The sequence below is a fragment of the Streptomyces sp. NPDC096136 genome (genome assembly GCF_044763325.1).
In the GTDB taxonomy this organism is placed as follows: Bacteria; Actinomycetota; Actinomycetes; order Streptomycetales; family Streptomycetaceae; genus Streptomyces.
This window is the reverse complement of record NZ_JBIWFZ010000021.1, coordinates 66,946-84,620: the sequence shown is the minus strand read 5'-3', so window position 1 is coordinate 84,620 and position 17,675 is coordinate 66,946. Positions and strand designations below refer to the sequence as shown.

Below are 17,675 nucleotides of genomic sequence, written 5' to 3'. Positions count from 1 at the left end.
GGGAATACTCGAGGTGCCGTACGCGGCCGTTCGCCGCCCGGAAAGACCCCGTTCCCCGGGGGCGGCCCGCGGGCGTCCCGAGGCCGTCGGTAGCGTGGACGGATGCCCACGTCAGACGCACTCCCCGTGATCCTGCTCCTCTCCGGAAGCCTGCGCGCCGGCTCCGTCAACGAGGCCGTGCTGCGCACCGCCGAGGCCGTGGCCGCCGTGGCCGCCGAGGCCGGGGCCCCCGCGCCGGTGGCCGCCCTCCGCTACGAAGGCCTCGCGGGGCTCCCGCACTTCAACCCCGACGAGGATGCCGACCCGCTGCCGGCCCCGGTCGCCGCGCTGCGGGAGGCGATCGCCGGGGCGGCGGCGCTGCTGGTCTGCGCGCCGGAGTACGCGGGCACCCTGCCGGGCTCGTTCAAGAACCTCCTGGACTGGACGGTGGGCGGCACCGAGATCTCCGACAAGCCCGTGGCCTGGGTGAACGCGGCCGCCCCGGGCCGCGGCGGGGGCGCCGAGGCCACGCTGCGGACGGTGCTCGGCTACACGGGCGCCGCCGTCGTCGACGCCGCCTGCGTACGGATCCCGGTGGACCGCGGGACGGTGGGCGCCGACGGGACGATCGCCGACCCCGCCGTCCGCGCACGCCTCGCCGAGGTCCTCGCCCTGCTCGCCGCTGCGGCGCAGGAGCCGGCGGCCTAGGCCGGCTGCTGCTCGCCCAGGGAGGGGTCGGGGAGCTCGCGCAGCAGCCAGGTGAGGACGTCGGGCAGGGCGCGCAGGGCCGCGAAGTGCGCCGCGTCCGGGTCGATGGTCGTGGTGGCGCCCGGGATGCGCCGGCCCAGCCAGCGCGCGTGCCCCACGGGGGAGAACACGTCGAGCTCCCCGTGCCAGATCAGCACGGGGCAGCGGATGTCCGCGGGGTCGAACCCCCAGGGGCTGCTCGCGGCGAGCATGTCGTCGATCCACCCGAACGCCGAAGTGCGCACCCCTTCGCGGTAGTTGCGCAGGAGCATCGACCGCAGGCCCGCGTCCGAGACGATCATCCGGTCGCTGGCGGTCAGCTCCCGGCGCAGCTCGTCCAGCAGTCGCCCGGGGTCCCGGGCGATGCCGCTGGCGCGCGGGATCAGCCGGGCCGTCAGCTCCTCGGGGTCGGCGGCGGCGGTGGTGTACTCCCGCACGTTCGAGGCGGCCATCCCCGCGAACCAGTCCAGGTCCTCCGCGTCCCGGGGCGCGAGGGGCACCAGGGCCGCCGTCCGCGTCACCCGCTCCGGCAGCAGCGCGGCGCAGGCCAGGGCCCCGGGGCCGCCGCCGGAGCGGCCGGCCACGGCGAAGACGTCCACACCGAGGGCGTCGGCGACCGTGGCCACGTCCTGGGCCACGTCGGCCACGGTGCGCCCCGGGTGGCGGTCGGAGCCGCCGTAGCCGGGCCGGTCGTAGGCGATGAGCCGTACCCGCCGCTGGTAGAGGACCATGCCCCGGGGGGCCGGGCCGAGCCTGCTGCCGGGCATGCCGTGGAGCAGGAAGACCGGCTTGCCCTCCGGGTCGCCCCAGTGTTCCGCCATCAGGACGCGTCCGTCAGCGGTGCGCACCTCTTCGCGCACGCGCTCCCTCCCTCACGTCAGGCGCGAGCAGTCAGGGTGATTGTGCTCCCGGGACGGGCGATGCGATAGGGCGCGAAGGAGGCCTTCAGGGGCCGGAAGGGGCGGACGCGGCGCCGGGCGTCCCGTCGGGCAGGCCGCTGCCCACCGCCGCCCCCGGCCTGCCGTGGCGGGCGGCCCCGCAGGCCAGCGTGACCGCGGCGCCGGCCACCGCCCAGGCGGCCAGGACCAGCATCGGGCCGGCCGCGCCGTTGCCCCGGAAGTACGTGAGGGAGCGGGCGGCGTACGTACCGGCGCCCGGCGGCAGGGCCGGGCCGATCGCCCGCCAGAACGGCGGCAGCAGCGGGTACGGGTAGGCGCCGCCCGCGCTCGGGTTGCCGAGCACCACGACCAGCAGGATGGCCAGGCCGATGCCGACCACGCCCGCCAGCCCCTGGAGGGCGAGCGTGAGCGCGCCGACCGCGAAGACCACCAGGGTGCCGAGCCCCCACAGGGCCGCGACCGGGCCCGGCAGCGCGCCCAGCACGGGGCCCGCGACGACCGTGCCGAGCAGTCCGGCGGCGATCGAGTACAGGAGCAGCACGCCGAGCCGGATCACGGCGCGGGCGGAGTTCGCGGGCCGGGCGCCGGCGCTGATGGCGAGGATCGCGGCGCACAGGTAGCCGCCCACGCACCAGCCGACGACCAGGTAGAAGGAGCTCAGGCCGCGGCTGTCGCCCCGGCCGGCGGGGGCCACGTCGACGACGACGACCCCGCGGCCCTGCGACTTCTCCGCCAGGCCCACGATCTGCTCCAGGGCCTGGGACAGGGAGGCCCCGGCGCCGCTCGCGACCAGCAGCCGGTCGTTCGGGCGGGCCGGGTCGACGATCAGCGCGCCGTCCACGTCCCGGTTCCCGACCTGCGCGAGCGCCGTCGCCTCGTCCGCGACCGGCCGCGGGTCGAGCGGCTTTCCGGGCAGGGCGCCGAGCCGCTGCGCGACCTGTGCGGCGACCGGCTCCGCGGGGGCGGCCACCGCGAAGGGGATCTCACTGGGCTCCGGGTGGTGGAAGGCCCCGATGTACGAGGTGATGAAGGCCAGCTGGAGGGCCAGCACCCCCAGGACCAGCACGGCGGCCCGGATGGTCACGGCGTCCCTGACCTCGGCGAGGAATCCGCCGGACGGGCCCGGATCGGTGTCGGTGGGCCCGGTGGGCGGGCTGGGCTGGGTCATGCCCCCACGCTCGGCGCGCCGGGGGCCCGGCGCAGCAGGGGCGGACCGAATGGATGATCGAACAAGTGTTTCGCACGGATATTCGAATTGCTCTATGGTGGACGAAGGGGGGTGGCAAGAAGGTCGAGGGAAGCAGGAGGGCCGCGGGTGCCCGGGTTCACGCATCTGCACACCGTTTCGGGGTTCTCCGTGCGCTACGGCGCCTCGCACCCGCAGCGGCTGGCGGAACGCGCCGCGGAGCGGGGCATGGACGCCCTCGCCCTGACCGACCGCGACACCCTCGCGGGCGCGGTCCGCTTCGCGAAGGCGGCCGCGGCGGCCGGGATCCGGCCACTGTTCGGCGTGGACCTGGCCGTTTCCCCCGCGGGGTCGCCCGAGGGGTCCGGCCTGCCCGGCGCCGGCCGGGCGGCCGGGTCCGAGGCCTCGTACCGCCGGCGCGTGCCCGTCCGGGGCGGGGCCTTCGTCGACGAGTCCGCCCCGCGCGCGGTCTTCCTGGCCCGCGACGGCGCCGCCGGCTGGGCGGAGCTCTGCCGCCTGATCACCGCCGCGCACGCCCCTGACCCGGGCGGGCGGGCGGCGGGGGCCGGCGGGTTCGCGCCGGAAGGCGCCGGCGGTGACGCGGCCGCGCTCGCGGGGCGGGCCGCCGTCGGCGGGCCCGGCCGGCCCGCCGGGGACGGCGCGGGCGGGTTCCCGCACCCCGCCGCAGGCTCCGGGCAGCCGTTGGTGCCCTTCGGGGCGCTCGGCGGGGACGGGGTGTTCGTCCTGCTCGGGCCCGGGTCCGAGGTGGGGCGGGCGCTGGCCGCCGGACGGCCCGACCGGGCCGCGCGGCTGCTCGCGCCCTGGCGGGAGGTCTACGGGGACGCCCTGCGCCTGGAGGCCGTCCACCACGGCCGCCCCGGCACCGGCCCCGGCTCGCTGCGCCTGGCCGCCCGTACCGTCGGCTTCGCCGCCGAACAGGGCGTCCCCGCCGTGCTGACCAACGCCGTCCGCTACGCCGACCCCGGCCAGGGCCCCGTCGCCGACGTCCTCGACGCCGCACGCCGCCTCGTCCCCGTCGACCCCCGGGGCCCCCTCGACAGCGGTGAGCGGTGGCTCAAGGACCCCGCCGCCATGGCCGGGGCCGCCGACCGGATCGCCCGGGCGGCCGGGCTGCGCCCCGCCGACGCCCGCCTGCTGCTCGCGCGCACCCGCGAGACCGCCGAGGCCTGCGCCGTGGACCCCGAGGACGACCTCGGCCTCGGTTCCGTGCACTTCCCCGAGGCCCGCCTCGTCGGCGCCGCCCACCGCACCGCCCAGCGGGTGCTCACCTCCCGCGCCTGTGCGGGCATGGTGCTGCGCGGCCACGCCGGCGACCGCGCGTACTGGGAGCGGATGCACGAGGAGCTCGACGTCATCGCCCACCACGGCTACGCCTCGTACTTCCTGACGGTCGCCCAGGTCGTCGACGACGTACGGGAGATGGGCGTCCGGGTGGCCGCCCGCGGCTCCGGCGCCGGCTCCCTCGTCAACCACCTCCTCGGCATCGCGCACGCCGACCCCGTCGCCAACGGCCTGCTCATGGAGCGGTTCCTGTCCCGGCGCCGCCGCGTCCTGCCCGACATCGACATCGACGTGGAGTCCGCCCGCCGCCTGGAGGTCTACCGCCGGATCATCGACCGCTTCGGCGCCGAGCGCGTCGCCACCGTCGCCATGCCCGAGACCTACCGGGTCCGCCACGCCATCCGCGACGCCGGCGCCGCCCTGTCCATGGACCCGGCCGCCGTCGACCGGCTCGCCAAGGCCTTCCCGCACATCCGGGCCCGCGACGCCCGCGCCGCCCTGGCCGAACTGCCCGAACTGCGCGGCGTGCGCGACGACGTGCGGGGAGAGGGGCACGCCCGGCTGTGGGACCTCGTCGAGGCCCTGGACGCGCTGCCGCGCGGGACCGCCATGCACCCGTGCGGGGTGCTCCTCTCCGACGCCACCCTGCTGGAGCGCACCCCCGTGGTCCCCACCAGCGGCGAGGGTTTCCCCATGTCCCAGTTCGACAAGGAGGACGTGGAGGACCTCGGGCTGCTCAAACTCGACGTGCTGGGCGTACGGATGCAGTCCGCGATGGCGCACGCCGTCGCGGAGCTGCGCCGCGCCACGGGGGAGGAGCTCGACCTCGACGACCCCGCCCAGGTCCCGCCGGGCGACCCGGCGACGTACGAGCTGATCCGCTCGGCCGAGACGCTGGGATGCTTCCAGATCGAGTCCCCCGGCCAGCGCGACCTGGTCGGACGGCTCCAGCCGGCCGCCTTCCACGACCTGGTCGTCGACATCTCCCTCTTCCGGCCCGGCCCGGTCGCCGCCGACATGGTGCGGCCCTTCATCGAGGCCCGGCACGGGCGCGCCCCGGTCCGCTTCCCGCACCCCGACCTGGCCGACGCGCTGCGCGAGACCTACGGGGTGGTGGTCTTCCACGAGCAGATCATCGAGATCGTGCACGTCATGACCGGCTGCGGCCGCGACGAGGCCGACCGGGTGCGGCGCGGGCTCTCCGACCCGCAGTCCCAGGGCCGGATCAAGGCCTGGTTCGCGGCCACGGCCGCCGGACGAGGCTACCCGGCGGAGGTGGTCGCCCGGACCTGGGAGATCGTCGAGGCCTTCGGCAGCTACGGCTTCTGCAAGGCGCACGCGGTCGCCTTCGCCGTGCCCACGTACCAGTCCGCCTGGCTCAAGGCCCACCACCCGGCGGCCTTCTACGCCGGGCTGCTCACCCACGACCCGGGCATGTACCCCAAGCGGCTGCTGCTGGCGGACGCGCGCCGGCGGGGCGTGCCGGTGCTGCCGCTGGACGTGAACCGCTCGGCGGTCACCCACCGCATCGAACTGGTGTCTGATGCATCGGGTCGGGGCGGGCCGGACCGGTGGGGGCTGCGGCTCGCCCTGGCCGACGTCCACGGCATCAGCGGGGCCGAGGCGCTGCGCATCGAGGCCGGACAGCCGTACACCTCCCTGCGCGACTTCTGGAGCCGGGCCCACCCGGGCCGCCCCGTGGCCGAACGGCTCGCACAGGTCGGCGCCCTGGACGCCTTCGGCGCGAACCGCCGCGACCTGCTGCTGCACCTGACGGAACTGCACGGCGCCCAGCGTGCCGCCGGGGCGCGCGGCGGATCCCAACTGCCCCTCGACGGCGGCCGGTCCACCGCCCCCGTCGGCCTGCCCGACCTGACCGAGGCCGAACGGCTCAGCGCCGAACTCGGCGTCCTCGGCATGGACGCCTCCCACCACCTGATGGCCGACCACCACGCCTTCCTCGCCGAGCTGGGCGTGGTCCCGGCGCGCCGTCTGCGGGAGACCGCGCACGGGCGGACCGTGCTCGTCGCGGGAGCCAAGGCGGCCACCCAGACCCCGCCGATCCGCTCCGGGAAACGGGTCGTCTTCACCACCCTGGACGACGGCACCGGACTGGTCGACCTGGCCTTCTTCGACGACAGCCAGGAAGCCTGCGCGCACACCGTCTTCCACTCCTTCCTGCTGCTGGTACGGGGCGTCGTGCAACGCCGCGGCCCGCAGAGCCTGAGCGTCGTCGGGGCGGCCGCCTGGGACCTCGCCGAACTGGCGCGGCTGCGCGAGGACGAGGGCCTGGAGGCGGTCACGGCGCACCTGGCGCGGCCCCTGCCCGAAGGCCCCGGGGACACCGGCCGCCGCATCCACCTGCCCACCGGCTACGCGATGAACCCGTGGGCCGACCTCCAGCCGCCCGGCGAACGCGCCGCCACCGGCCGCAAGCTGTGGCACTCCAGTCCGGGGAGCGCGGGATGACGACGGCCCTGAGCACCCGGCCCCGGCCGGGCACGGCGGACGCCGCCCCGGCCGCCCCCGGCGCGGACCCCGGCGGGAGCGGCGTCCTGCACGTCCGCTGCGCCCCCGCCCTGCCCGGAGAGGGCTACCGCGAGGTACTGGAGCTGCTGCGCGAGTTCTCCCCGCTGGTCCAGGCCCTGCCGCCGCGGGCCGCGCTGGTCCAGGTGCGCGGCGCCCGGCGCTACTTCGGCGCCGACGCCGCCCGGATCGCCGAAGTGGTCCGGCTGCGCGCCGTGGCCCGGCTGGGCACGGACGTACGGATCGGGGTGGCGGGCACCTGGGCGGTGGCGGCCATGGCCTCCGCCCGCCTCCCGGGACCCGGCGGGGTCCTCGCCGTGCCCGCCGGGCAGACGGACGCCTTCCTCGCGCCCCTGCCCGTGGAGGCCCTGCACGGGCTCGGCCCCCGCCAGGCCGAGGCGCTGCGCGGATACGGGCTGCACACCGTCGGGGCGCTCACCCGGGTCCCGCCCGGGGTCCTGGAGCGGATCCTCGGCAGGCGGACCGGCCGCCTCGTCGCGGAACGCGCCCGAGGGGTCGACCCCCGACCCGTCACCCCCCGCGACCTGCCCTCCTCCGCCGCCGCCCGGACCGGCTTCACCCGCCAGGAGCTGGACGGCCCGCACGCCCGGGCCGCCCTGCTCGGCCTGGTGGTCCGGCTCGGCGCACAGCTGCGCGGACGCCGCCAGGCCGCCCGGTCCCTGTGCCTGACCCTCCAGTTCGCCGGAGGCACCCGGTGGGAGCGCTCCCGGCGGCTCGCCGAGCCCTCCGCCCACGACGAGGACCTCCGCACCCTCGCGTACCGCCTCATGGACGCGGCGGGCCTGCAACGGGCCCGGCTGACCGGCATGGTGCTGCGCGCCGAGGACCTCGCCGCCGCGGAGGGCGTGACCCGGCAGCTCTCCCTGGACCCGGTCCGCGAGGCCCGCCTGACGGTGGAAGCCGCCATCGACCGCGCCAACGCCCGCTTCGGCCCGGGCACGGTCCGCCCGGCCGCTCTTCTGGGGCTCGGTTCGCCTCCGGGGCGCTGAAGCCGTGCCCCGGGCCCGACCGCGCCGGCTTCGCGGCGGGCCGGAAGCCGCCCGGGCCGGGAGCCGTCCGGGCCGGGAGCCGTCCGGGCCGGGAGCCGTCCGGGCCGGGAGCCGTCCGGGCCGGGAGCGCCGGGGCGGTCAGAGGTCGCCCAGCATCAGCCGGGCCGTCTCCGTGCGCAGCGGGGTGGTCTGGGCCTGGATCAGGTGGAACTGGGCCTCGCGGGAGAGCCGGCCCGCGGTGTGCCCGTACTGGATCGCACGGCCGCCGGCGACGGCCACGCAGGCGGCGGCCGCCCGTACGGCCAGGTCCAGGGCGGCGGCCCGCAGGGAGAGCCGCTCCCCGACGCCCTCGCCGGCCGGGAGTCCGTCGCGCAGGGCGTAGGCGTCGGCGCGCAGTCGGGCGGTCTTCTCCGCCAGGCGCAGGCCGAGTTCCCCGTACGGGGCCGAGCGGAGCAGGAAGTCGGCCGTGGCGCGCAGCTGGCCGAAGACGGCCGGCTGGGCGTCGGCGTTCTCCAGGTCGTAGGCCCGGATCCAGTCGGCCCGGGGCAGCACCCCGAGCACCCGGGCGTCGGGTACGAACACCCCGCGCAGTTCGACGGAGGCCGTGTGCGTCCCGCCCATCGCCCACAGCGGGGCCCCGTCGACGGCGCTCAGCCCCTCCGCCGCGCCGCCGGGGGCGCACTCGACCAGGGCGAGGACCGCCTCGTCGGTGCCGGTGACGGCGCCGGCGTAGAGGGAGTCGGCCACCCCCCACCCCGTCACCCACGGCATCCTCCCGGTCAGCCGCCATCCACCCGGGACCCGCTCCGCCGTGACCGGCGGGCGCGGATGGCGCAGGAAGGCGTAGCCGGCCGTGGGGCGCCGCTCACCGCGCACGAGCCCGGGCAGCCAGCCCTCGCGCAGGGCGGCCCCCGCCGGGCCGGCCGCCTGGCCGAGGGCCTTGGCCAGCGGGACGTGCTGGGTCCACACGAACCAGGTCGACGGGTCCACCGCCGCCAGCACCTCGTGGACCTCCCGGACCACCTGACGGGGCGTGAGGCCGGAAGAGGGCGCCGGTTCGTATCCGATCAGCCCGTACGCGCCGCAGGAACCGAGCGCGTCCAGGTGCGTACGGGGCACCCCCTCGGCCGCGGTCCGCTCCGCCTCCGGCCGCAGCACCCGCACGGCCGTCTCCGTCACGGCGGCCACCAGCGGGTCGGCCGCCAGCTCGGGCGGGGTGGCCAGGGCGGTACCGGCTCCAGGGGCCTCGTGCATGGCGGCGATCACCTCGGGGTGGGGGTCCGGACGCGTCCATCCTTCCCGAGCGGTACTGGAGGAACGCCGGACACGCGAGTTTTTACCGCCGCGTAACTTCCCAGTCTTGCTACTCGCCCGTAATTTAGCGGCAGCAGCCCCCTTGTGATCCGGATCACGGGACGGAACCCCCACGCCTTTCCCCTTGACCGCGAGGAGATCACACCATGCTGCCCTGGAGACGCCTGCTCCGCCCGCTGGCCGTCCTCACCCTGGCCGCCGCCGCGCTCGTCGCCCCCACCGGCGCCGCGCAGGCGGCGTCCGCCCCCAGCAGCGGCTGGAACAACTGGTCCTGCAAGCCGTCCGCCGCACACCCGCGCCCGGTCGTCCTCGTCCACGGCACCTTCGGCAACTCCGTCGACAACTGGCTCGGGTTCGCCCCGTACCTGGTCCACCGCGGCTACTGCGTCTACTCCCTCGACTACGGCCAGCTGCCCGGCGTGCCCCTCTTCAACGGGCTCGGCCCCATCGACAAGTCGGCAGGCCAGCTCGACGCCTTCGTCGACCGGGTGCTGGCCTCCACCGGAGCACCCAAGGCCGACCTCGTCGGCCACTCCCAGGGCGGCATGATGCCGCGCTACTACCTGAAGTTCCTGGGCGGCGCCGCCAAGGTCAACGCCCTCGTCGGCCTCGCCCCCGACAACCACGGCACCACCCTGTCGGGACTCACCCAGCTGCTCCCGTACTTCCCCGGGGCCGCCGACCTGATCAGCACGGCGACCCCGGGGCTGGCCGACCAGATCGCCGGATCCGCCTTCCAGCAGAAGCTGAACGCGGGCGGGGACACCGTCCCCGGCGTCTCCTACACCGTCATCGCGACCAAGTACGACGAGGTGGTCACCCCGTACCGGAGCGCCTTCCTCGACGGGGGATCCGTCCGCAACGTCGTCCTCCAGGACCTGTGCCCCCTGGACCTCTCGGAGCACGTGGCCATCGGCCTGACCGACCGGATCGCCTGGCACGAGGCGGTCAACGCCCTCGACCCGGCGCACGCGGAACGGACCACGTGCGCCTCGGTCTTCGACTGACCCCTACCGCACGCTCCGGCCCGCCCCGGCAGCCCGGCGGCGGGCCACGGCGAACAGCACGGCCGCACCGACGGCCACCACCCCGGCGCCGGCGATCGCGAGCGCCGGGGTGGCGCCGTTCCCACCGGTCTCCGCGAGGTTCCCGCCCTCCTTGCCGCCGGCGGGGGAGGGGACCGGGGCGGAGACCGGTGCGGCGGCGATCGGGGAGGCGGCGCCCTGGCCGTTCGTCCTGGGGTCGTTGTCGCCGTGGCCCCCGTGCTCCACGGTGGACTTCCCGGCGCCGTCGGAGATCTGCTGGTCCGTCGGCGCCTTGGGCGGCTCGGCGGACGCGGGCCGCGAGGGCTGCGCGGACGCGCTCGGCGCGCCCGTGCCCGCGCCCGCGCCCGGAGCGGTCCCGGTCCCGGCCCCGGTCCCGCTCCCGCCGTCCTTGCCGAAGACCACGTCCGAGCAGGTGTAGAAGGCCTCGGGGCTGTCGGAGCGCTGCCAGATGCTGTAGACGAGGTGGCGCCCGGTCTTCTTCGGCAGCACCCCGCCGAACACGTAGTCCCCGTTCTGCATGCCCGGGTCGGTGGCCTTCGCGAAGGGCGCGGGCTCCAGGTCCGACCACTTCAGCGGCTTCGACGGGTCGTACCCGTCCTTCGTCACGTACAGCTCGAAGGTGCCCTTGTGCGGGGCGGTCCCCTTGTAGCGGAAGGTGTGCGCCCCGGCCGTCATCGGGGTGGCCGGCCAGTCGGCGCGGGCCAGGTCGAGCCCCTTGTACTTGGCGTTGCCCGCCGAGCACAGCTGCCCGTCCGGGATCAGGGACCTGCTCTTGCCGGCGGCGTTCGCGATGTTCACCGCGTTCCAGTCGTAGAGGGGCTGTGTCCCGCCCGCCGCGACGGCCGCCTTGCACGCCGGCGACTTCGGCGCCTCCGGCCCCTCCGCGTAGCACGCGGCGACCCGGCTGACCGGGTCGGTCATCGACCCGTGGGCCGCCGCCGGGACGGCCGCGTACGCGGCCACCGCGAGCGGGGCGAGGCCGACGGCGGCGATACGGGCGGCGGTGCGGTGGCGTGCGGGCATGGGCGGAGCTCCTTCGGGCGCGGGGCAGGGGTGCACCAGCGGAACCGGCCGCTTCGGCGCCGCCCCCGTCGGGGCCCGGCGCCTCCCGCGGCCTTGCTGGCCCGGCCAAGCTAGCCCGGGGGAAAGCCCGTTCGGTCGCCTTCACGCCCCCGGAGAGGATCCTTAGGGTCCGCTTAAGGAACCCCTAAGCACCCCCACAGACAAGCCCCGCCCGGCTACCCCAGCAGGGCGGTCAGCCCGTCCGCCGAACGGGCCTGCTCCTCCAGCGCGTCCAGCGCGCGTACGGCCCGGGACGCCGCCTCGGGGTCGCTCGCGGCCAGCCCGCTCTCGGCGAACTCGTCCTCGTCCAGCCGCAGGACGGTCTTCCCGTCCGCCGACACCCACAGGTCCAGGTCCAGGTCCTCGACGAGGATCCCGCCCTCGCGGACGACGGCCGGGCGCGTGACGTCGCAGTACCAGCCCTTGAGGACCCCCTCGCCGCTCCAGACCTCCTTGACCGCGTACCAGCGCGTCCGCCAGAAGTGCTCGACGAACACGTCGCCCGGCTCGAAGCGGACGAACCCGAAGTCCCGTACGCCCTCGGCCGCCCAGGGGGCCCGCACCGAGATCCGGTCCCCGTCGTCGGCCAGCTGCACCGCCGGGTAGCCGATCTTGGTCCGGCCGCCCTTGGTGAGGGTGATGGTCCAGGTGGTGGTCATCGTGAGGCTCCTCCGAGCTTCTTCGTGAAGCGCGTTTCGGTCGCGCAGATCTCGTATCCGAACCACTTGTTGATCGCGAGCATCGGTCCGTTCCCCGCGTCGTTGCCGGTGAAGGCGTCGGTGTAGCCGGCCGCGCGGGCCCGCCGGAGCGAGTCCGTCTTGGCGAGCTTGGCCAGACCGCGGCCGCGGAAGGCGCGCCGGGTACCGGTCATCGCCGAGGAGTAGCGGGTGCGGCCGTCGGTGCGGGCGGCGGAGAAGGCGGCGACGGCCCCGTCGACGAGTGCGACCGAGGTCAGATCGTGGTCGAGGGTGGGGTCGTGCCAGACGCCGTCCAGCCAGTCCTGGTAGTCGTCGAGGGCGGCCGGGACGTCACCGGGCTCGTCGGCGGTGGCCTCGGCGTCGGCCTCGAACAGCGGCCGGGGGTCGGCGGCGAACGCCGAGGCGGGGCGCAGTTCCACCCCGGCGGGCAGGGTGCGGGGGAGCGGCGGGAGGGTGTCCGCCGCCAGGTCCAGGCGCAGGAAGTGCGCGGAGCGGCTGGGGCGGTAGCCGTGCCGCTCGGCGAAGGCCCGGTGCGCCGGCTCGTCGAGCACCCAGGCGTACGCGTCCACGGCCCCGCACGCGGCGAGGTGCTCCTCCGCCGCGCGCAGCAGGGCGGTTCCGGCACCGAGGGAGCGGTGGGCGGGGTCGACGAGGGCGTTGACGTACGACTGGCCGGGTTCGGGGCTGTCGTGGGCGAGGCCGACCTGGGCGGTGCCGACGGCGCGCCCGTCGGCGGTCTCGGCGATCAGGAGGCGGTAGTGGGCGCCCGGGTGCGCGGAGCCGAGCTCGAAGGCGACGCCGTCGGGGGTGGTGACCATGAAGGGCAGGGCGGCGCGGCGCACCCGTACGACGGCCCCGGTGTCGGCGGGGTCGTCGGGACGCAGGTCGCGCACGTGCACGGCGGGGAGGGTCATGCGGCCGACGTTACGGGCGGAACCGCCCTGGGCGCCTGCGAATTACAATCGGCGCGTGACCTCGACCAACCCCCTCAGGATCAGGCTCGACGGCGCGGCCGGCTCGGCGGCACCGTACGAGCAGCTGCGCGCGCAGATCGCGGACCAGGCCCGGTCGGGCCGGCTTCCGGCGGGCTTCAAACTGCCGACGGTACGGGGCCTGGCGGAGGAGCTGGGCCTGGCGGCGAACACGGTCGCCAAGGCGTACCGGGCGCTGGAGGCCGACGGGGTGGTCGAGACGCGGGGCCGCAACGGGACGTTCGTCGCGGCGGCGGAGGGCTCCTCGCGGGAGGCCGCCCTCGCCGCGCAGGCCTTCGCGGACCGCGCGCACCGTCTGGGCCTCACGGAACCGGAAGCCCTCGCCGCGGCCACCGCCGCCCTCCGGGCCCGCTACGCGGCCAAGTAGCCCCGCCGGCCCCGCCGCGCTGCCATTCCGGCCCGCGCGGCGTTTGCGCGCACCGGGCGCCGGGCGCACGGTATCGGGGGCCGGGGCGGAGCCCCGGGGAACGGGCGAAGGGCGGGTGGGGGACCCCGCCCCGTGCGGCGACGCTCCGCAGGCGGCCTCCGGCCCCGGCCGTCGGGGGCCGCTCAGAGATAGAGTCCCGCCTCCGACTGCGGCTGCGCCGGGAGGACCGCCGCCGGCCCCGTCCCGCGGCGCAGGGCGAAGAGTTCCGCCAGGGTCGCCCCTTCCCGGGACACCCCCTCGTCGGTCCCGAGCCACTCCACCGCCTCCCGGTGCGTCAGCCGCCCGACCTCGATGCGGGCCAGGCACCGCCCCGGCCGGACCACCGCCGGGTGCAGCCGTTCCAGGTCCTCGTTGGTCGTGACCCCGACCAGCACGTTGCGGCCCTGCCCCAGCAGCCCGTCCGTCAGGTTCAGCAGCCGTGACAGCGCCTGTCCCGCCGTGTGCCGGGCCTCCCCGCGGATCAGCTCGTCGCAGTCCTCCAGCAGCAGCAGCCGCCACCGCCCCTTAGCGGTGCCCTCGTCCTCGCCGATCGCGATGTCCATCAGGTAGCCGACGTCGTTGAACAGCCGCTCCGGGTCCAGGACGCAGTCCACCTGGCACCAGTCCCGCCACGACCGCGCCAGCGTCCGCAGCGCCGAGGTCTTCCCCGTCCCCGGCGGCCCGTGCAACAGCAGCAGCCGTCCCGCGATGTCGTCCGGGGTGACCTTCATCAGCCGGTCCATGGCCGCCGCCACCGGAGCCGTGTAGTTCGGCCGGACCTCCGCCCAGGTGCCGGCGGAGATCTGCCGGGTCGTCCGGTAGGGACCGCGGCGCGGGGAGACGTACCAGAAGCCCATCGTCACGTTGTCCGGCTGGGGTTCGGGTTCGTCCTGGGCACCCTCCACGGCCTCCCCGAGCACCCGCTGCGCGAGTTCGTCGCTGACGGCGGTGACGGTCACGTCCGCGCCCCGGCTCCAGCGGGAGACCAGCACCGTCCAGCCCTCGCCCTCGGCGAGCGTGGCGCTGCGGTCGGTGTCGCGCGCCGAGCGGAGCACGGTGGCCCGCGGGGGCAGCAGCGTGGCCTCCGCCTTCACCCGCTCGATGGTGACGCTGTGCGCGTACGGCTGCTCGCCGGTCGCGAACCGGCCGAGGAAGAGCGCGTCGACGACGTCCGACGGTGAGTCACTGTCGTCCACGTGGAGCCGGATCGGCAGCGCGTCATGCGGGTCTGCTGGCATGGCGCCCATGATCCGGCACGAACTGTGCTCCCGCACCCGTGTTTCGCCGGATCGGGTGGCCGGGTTCCCCCTTCAAACGCATCGGACGTGAAGATTCCGACGCCAACCCCGCCCCGAAAATTCTTGGCATGAACACTTCCGGCCATCCCCGGCTGCTTGTACCAACGACTGAGGAGTAACCCCCACAAGGAGCCGCACACATGAGCATGAGAATGTCGCGCCTCGCCGCCCTCGCCTCCTCCCTGGTCCTCGCCGCGGGCGCCGCCCTGTTCGGCGCCGGACAGGCCTCCGCCCAGGCCGACTTCGGCTACGTCGCCCTCGGCGACTCGTATTCCTCCGGCGTCGGCGCCGGGAACTACGACAGCGCCAGCGGCAACTGCAAGCGCACCACCCGCGCCTACCCCGCCCTGTGGGCCGCCGCCCACTCCCCGCAGACCTTCTCCTTCACCGCCTGTTCGGGCGCCCGGACGGGTGACGTCCTCTCCGGCCAGCTCGGCCCGCTCAACTCCGGCACCGACCTGGTCAGCATCACCATCGGCGGCAACGACGCAGGGTTCTCGGACGTGATGACGACCTGTGTCCTCCAGTCCGAGTCCACCTGTGTCAACCGCGTCAACCAGGCCAAGGCGTACGTCGACTCCACCCTCCCCGGCCGGCTCGACCAGGTCTACGACGCCATCCGCGGCCGCGCGCCCTCCGCCAAGGTGGTCGTGCTCGGCTATCCCCGCTTCTACCAGCTCAACGGCAGCTGCATCGCCGGACTCACCGAGGGCGAGCGCTCCGCCATCAACGGGGCGTCCGACTACCTCAACGCCGCCATCGCCAAGCGCGCCGCCGACCACGGATTCACCTTCGCCTCCGTCGTCGGGGCCTTCACCGGCCACGAGATCTGCTCCGGGGACGCGTGGCTGCACAGCGTCAACTGGACCAACATCGGAGAGTCGTACCACCCCACCGCGGCCGGGCAGTCCGGCGGCTACCTCCCGGTGTTCAGCGGCAAGGCCTGAGGGCCGGCCGCCGGGCTCCCCGCCGGCGCCGACCCGGAGGTCGGCGCCGGCGTCCCGGCGGTCGGGCCCGAGGGGCTCGCGGGAGCGGGCGAGGAGGCCCCGCCCGTCGGGGCCTGCCTCTCGCAGGCCACGGAGAACTCCATCCAGGGCGAGGTCTTCAGCTGCGGGGCGCGCACCTCCAGCCGCACCGCGTCCTGCACGTCCTCGCCCGCCCGGCCCACGGGCTCGTCGTGGTTGAGCTGACGGGTCCGCGCCCCGCCCGCCTCGTACGTGATGCTCTGCCACGGCGTCGCGGAGGTCGACCCGTCGAGCCGGGCCCAGCGGTACTCCACCACGACGGGGGTCACGGCCACCTCGATGGTGGCGGTGAAGGAGGGCACGCCCGTCGCCGGCGGCGGGCAGCTCCCGGCGTAGGCGGCGCGCAGGGTGTGCGCGTACAGGGTGACGTTCTGCGCGGGCCCCGTGGTCGCGGACGGGGACGGCGACGGGGACGCGGAAGCCGGCGCGGACGCGGAGGGCCGCTCCGGGGCGGCCGGACTCCCGGCCGGCCCGCCCGCACCGCTCCCGCCCCCGGTGTCGCGCACCAGCAGCCACACCAGCAGGAGCAGTACCCCGAGCAGCACCACCACACCGACGGCCAGCACCGCCCCGGCCCCGCCGTGCCCCGACGGCTGCGCGAGGGCGGGAGCGGGCGCCGAGGGGGCCGCGGGCCCCTCGTACGCCCCTTCGTGCGTCCCCTCGTACGGCGCCGCCACCACCGTCGCAGCCCCGGGGTCCCACACCGGCCCGCCCGGGTCCCGGACGGCGCCGCCCGCGCCGACGATCCGCAGCATCCGGGCCGCCTCCGCCGCGGGCAGCCGCGCGGCCGGGTCCTTGCGCAGCAGCCCCTCCAGTACCGGCGCCAGCGGGCCGGCCCGCCGCGGCGGGGGCAACTCCCCGTCCACCACGGCCTCCAGCGTGGCCACCGGGCCGTCCCGCAGGAAGGGCGAGACCCCCTCCACGGCCGCGTACAGCATCACGCCGAGCGACCACAGGTCCGACTCGGGGCCGGGCTCGCGCCCCAGCGCCCGCTCCGGGGCCAGGTATTCGGGGGAGCCGACCACCTCACCGGTCATGGTGATCGGAGAGGAGCCCGACAGGCTCGCGATCCCGAAGTCGCCCAGCACCACCCGGCCGTCATTGGCGACCAGCACGTTGGCGGGCTTCACGTCCCGGTGCAGGACCCCCGCCCCGTGCGCCGAGCGCAGCGCCGCGAGCACCTGCTCGCCGAGGTGCGCGGCCCGCTGCGGGGTCATCGGTCCCTCGCCCTCCAGCACCTCCGCCAGGGAGAGCCCGCGCACCAGCTCCATCACGATCCACGGCCGGTCCTCCTCGGTGGCCACGTCGTAGACCGTCACGACCCCGCGGTGCGAGACCCGGGCCGCCGCCCAGGCCTCCCGCTCCAGCCGCCGGTACAGCCGCGCGACCTCGTCCGGGTCCAGCCCGGCGGGCGCCCGGACCTCCTTGACCGCGACCTCCCGGGCCAGCACCTCGTCCCGGGCGCGCCACACGACGCCCATGCCGCCGCGGCCCAGTGGGCCGAGCAGCCGGTACCGGCCGGCGATGACACGCCCGGCCTCCCCGCTTTCGTTCGCACGCACGCGATTCCCCCCTGCGTCACCGGGTGATCACTCCAAGTTAGCGCAGCGGGCCTCCGGTGGCCCCCGTCGTGACGGCACTCCTCGCGACCCTCACGGAGCGTGTCCCCAAGTGCCGCATTTCGTACGGAGAGTGACGGTCGACTCCGTTGAGTAATCGTCAACTACCCGTACTCACAGGGGTAATTCACACCACCGGGATACCCGAGGACATTGCGCAGGCGATAGGGTTACCCTGCCCGGGCCGGGTGCCCTCGTACGGGTGGGGAGAGACATGGAACAGATAGCAATGCGCAGCAGGCCGCCCCGCGTGCCTGCCATCACCTGCGGGAGCAGCGCGGTCAGCTCGCGCCTCGACCGCCATCTCGCGGTGCTGGGCGGACCCGCCGCCCCGCGCCACGAAGTGGCCGAGGCGACCCTGCTGATGCGCGAGCTCACCTCGCGCGACCACACCCACGTCCAGCGGAGCCGGAGCGCGCGCGTCGCGCTGTTCGCCCCGCTGCGCAGGCTGCGGCGCACCCTCCTCGGCAGCCGTCGCGCGTAACCGTCCCCAGCGACCGTCCCCGTAGCGCAGCCGGCCCGTCCGGCTGCACCCGGCCCCGTCCCCTTCCCCGGCGTCCTCCGGC

General features: G+C 76.0%; 15 protein-coding genes. 7 read left to right on the top strand and 8 right to left on the bottom strand.

Annotated elements, in window-relative coordinates; translation table 11 throughout:
• Positions 1 to 102: 102 nt before the first annotated feature.
• Positions 103 to 687, top strand: coding sequence for an NADPH-dependent FMN reductase (locus tag ACIRBY_RS31495; protein ID WP_403907035.1), 585 nt, complete (start codon positions 103 to 105; stop codon positions 685 to 687).
• On the opposite strand, the gene ACIRBY_RS31490 is transcribed toward ACIRBY_RS31495, so the two are convergent.
• Complete coding sequence (locus tag ACIRBY_RS31490; RefSeq protein ID WP_403907032.1) at positions 684 to 1,586, bottom strand: alpha/beta fold hydrolase; 903 nt, start codon at positions 1,584 to 1,586, stop codon at positions 684 to 686. The two genes, ACIRBY_RS31495 and ACIRBY_RS31490, sit on opposite strands and share 4 nt — an antisense overlap.
• An 85-nt stretch (positions 1,587 to 1,671) precedes the next feature.
• Positions 1,672 to 2,793 (bottom strand): DUF3533 domain-containing protein, encoded by a 1,122-nt coding sequence (locus ACIRBY_RS31485; RefSeq protein WP_403907030.1) that lies wholly within the window; start codon positions 2,791 to 2,793, stop codon positions 1,672 to 1,674.
• 147 nt (positions 2,794 to 2,940) lie between these two features.
• On the opposite strand from ACIRBY_RS31485, the gene ACIRBY_RS31480 reads away from it, so the two are divergent.
• Positions 2,941 to 6,582 (top strand): DNA polymerase III subunit alpha, encoded by a 3,642-nt coding sequence (locus ACIRBY_RS31480; protein WP_403907028.1) that lies wholly within the window; start codon positions 2,941 to 2,943, stop codon positions 6,580 to 6,582.
• Entirely contained in the window at positions 6,579 to 7,649 is a 1,071-nt protein-coding gene (locus ACIRBY_RS31475; RefSeq protein WP_403907025.1) for a hypothetical protein, read from the top strand. Before ACIRBY_RS31480 ends, ACIRBY_RS31475 begins: the two co-directional genes overlap by 4 nt.
• Before the next feature lie 138 nt (positions 7,650 to 7,787).
• Here ACIRBY_RS31475 and ACIRBY_RS31470 read toward each other — a convergent pair whose 3' ends face one another.
• Entirely contained in the window at positions 7,788 to 8,903 is a 1,116-nt protein-coding gene (locus ACIRBY_RS31470) for a hypothetical protein (RefSeq protein WP_403907023.1), read from the bottom strand.
• 206 nt (positions 8,904 to 9,109) lie between these two features.
• Here ACIRBY_RS31470 and ACIRBY_RS31465 point away from each other — a divergent pair, with 206 nt between their 5' ends.
• Positions 9,110 to 9,970: an esterase/lipase family protein gene (locus tag ACIRBY_RS31465; protein WP_403907021.1), complete on the top strand. Its 861-nt coding sequence runs from the start codon at positions 9,110 to 9,112 to the stop codon at positions 9,968 to 9,970.
• A 3-nt stretch (positions 9,971 to 9,973) separates the two neighbouring features.
• On the opposite strand, the gene ACIRBY_RS31460 is transcribed toward ACIRBY_RS31465, so the two are convergent.
• The 3 genes from ACIRBY_RS31460 to ACIRBY_RS31450 form a co-directional block, all read right to left on the bottom strand.
• A complete protein-coding gene (locus ACIRBY_RS31460) occupies positions 9,974 to 11,032 on the bottom strand; it encodes a lytic polysaccharide monooxygenase (RefSeq protein ID WP_403907019.1) in 1,059 nt (352 codons plus the stop codon).
• Between the two features lie 215 nt (positions 11,033 to 11,247).
• Positions 11,248 to 11,730, bottom strand: coding sequence for a DUF402 domain-containing protein (locus ACIRBY_RS31455; RefSeq protein ID WP_403907017.1), 483 nt, complete (start codon positions 11,728 to 11,730; stop codon positions 11,248 to 11,250).
• Positions 11,727 to 12,683, bottom strand: coding sequence for a GNAT family N-acetyltransferase (locus ACIRBY_RS31450; RefSeq protein ID WP_403907015.1), 957 nt, complete (start codon positions 12,681 to 12,683; stop codon positions 11,727 to 11,729). Before ACIRBY_RS31450 ends, ACIRBY_RS31455 begins: the two co-directional genes overlap by 4 nt.
• 55 nt (positions 12,684 to 12,738) lie before the next feature.
• On the opposite strand from ACIRBY_RS31450, the gene ACIRBY_RS31445 reads away from it, so the two are divergent.
• Positions 12,739 to 13,128 (top strand): GntR family transcriptional regulator, encoded by a 390-nt coding sequence (locus tag ACIRBY_RS31445; RefSeq protein ID WP_403907013.1) that lies wholly within the window; start codon positions 12,739 to 12,741, stop codon positions 13,126 to 13,128.
• A 182-nt stretch (positions 13,129 to 13,310) separates the two neighbouring features.
• Here ACIRBY_RS31445 and ACIRBY_RS31440 read toward each other — a convergent pair whose 3' ends face one another.
• A complete protein-coding gene (locus ACIRBY_RS31440; RefSeq protein ID WP_403907010.1) occupies positions 13,311 to 14,405 on the bottom strand; it encodes a DUF5925 domain-containing protein in 1,095 nt (364 codons plus the stop codon).
• 206 nt (positions 14,406 to 14,611) lie between these two features.
• On the opposite strand from ACIRBY_RS31440, the gene ACIRBY_RS31435 reads away from it, so the two are divergent.
• The gene (locus tag ACIRBY_RS31435) at positions 14,612 to 15,412 is read left to right on the top strand and encodes an SGNH/GDSL hydrolase family protein (protein ID WP_403907163.1); all 801 of its coding nucleotides are present in this window, start codon (positions 14,612 to 14,614) and stop codon (positions 15,410 to 15,412) included.
• On the opposite strand, the gene ACIRBY_RS31430 is transcribed toward ACIRBY_RS31435, so the two are convergent.
• The gene (locus tag ACIRBY_RS31430) at positions 15,382 to 17,052 is read right to left on the bottom strand and encodes a serine/threonine-protein kinase (protein WP_403907008.1); all 1,671 of its coding nucleotides are present in this window, start codon (positions 17,050 to 17,052) and stop codon (positions 15,382 to 15,384) included. The genes ACIRBY_RS31435 and ACIRBY_RS31430 overlap by 31 nt on opposite strands.
• A gap of 271 nt (positions 17,053 to 17,323) precedes the next feature.
• Between ACIRBY_RS31430 and ACIRBY_RS31425 the strand changes: the two genes are divergently transcribed.
• Positions 17,324 to 17,593 carry a hypothetical protein gene (locus ACIRBY_RS31425; protein ID WP_390689946.1) on the top strand — a complete coding sequence of 90 codons (270 nt, stop codon included), beginning with the start codon at positions 17,324 to 17,326 and terminating at the stop codon, positions 17,591 to 17,593.
• The last annotated feature ends 82 nt before the right edge of the window (positions 17,594 to 17,675 follow it).

Bases quoted from the DNA above. Each gene is read 5' to 3' on its own strand.
- ACIRBY_RS31495 (WP_403907035.1), top strand. From the start codon at position 103: ATGCCCACGTCAGACGCACTCCCCGTGATCCTGCTCCTCTCCGGAAGC.
- ACIRBY_RS31485 (WP_403907030.1), bottom strand. From the start codon at position 2,793: ATGACCCAGCCCAGCCCGCCCACCGGGCCCACCGACACCGATCCGGGC.
- ACIRBY_RS31475 (WP_403907025.1), top strand. From the start codon at position 6,579: ATGACGACGGCCCTGAGCACCCGGCCCCGGCCGGGCACGGCGGACGCC.
- ACIRBY_RS31470 (WP_403907023.1), bottom strand. From the start codon at position 8,903: ATGCACGAGGCCCCTGGAGCCGGTACCGCCCTGGCCACCCCGCCCGAG.
- ACIRBY_RS31465 (WP_403907021.1), top strand. From the start codon at position 9,110: ATGCTGCCCTGGAGACGCCTGCTCCGCCCGCTGGCCGTCCTCACCCTG.
- ACIRBY_RS31460 (WP_403907019.1), bottom strand. From the start codon at position 11,032: ATGCCCGCACGCCACCGCACCGCCGCCCGTATCGCCGCCGTCGGCCTC.
- ACIRBY_RS31455 (WP_403907017.1), bottom strand. From the start codon at position 11,730: ATGACCACCACCTGGACCATCACCCTCACCAAGGGCGGCCGGACCAAG.
- ACIRBY_RS31450 (WP_403907015.1), bottom strand. From the start codon at position 12,683: ATGACCCTCCCCGCCGTGCACGTGCGCGACCTGCGTCCCGACGACCCC.
- ACIRBY_RS31440 (WP_403907010.1), bottom strand. From the start codon at position 14,405: ATGCCAGCAGACCCGCATGACGCGCTGCCGATCCGGCTCCACGTGGAC.
- ACIRBY_RS31435 (WP_403907163.1), top strand. From the start codon at position 14,612: ATGAGAATGTCGCGCCTCGCCGCCCTCGCCTCCTCCCTGGTCCTCGCC.
- ACIRBY_RS31425 (WP_390689946.1), top strand. From the start codon at position 17,324: ATGGAACAGATAGCAATGCGCAGCAGGCCGCCCCGCGTGCCTGCCATC.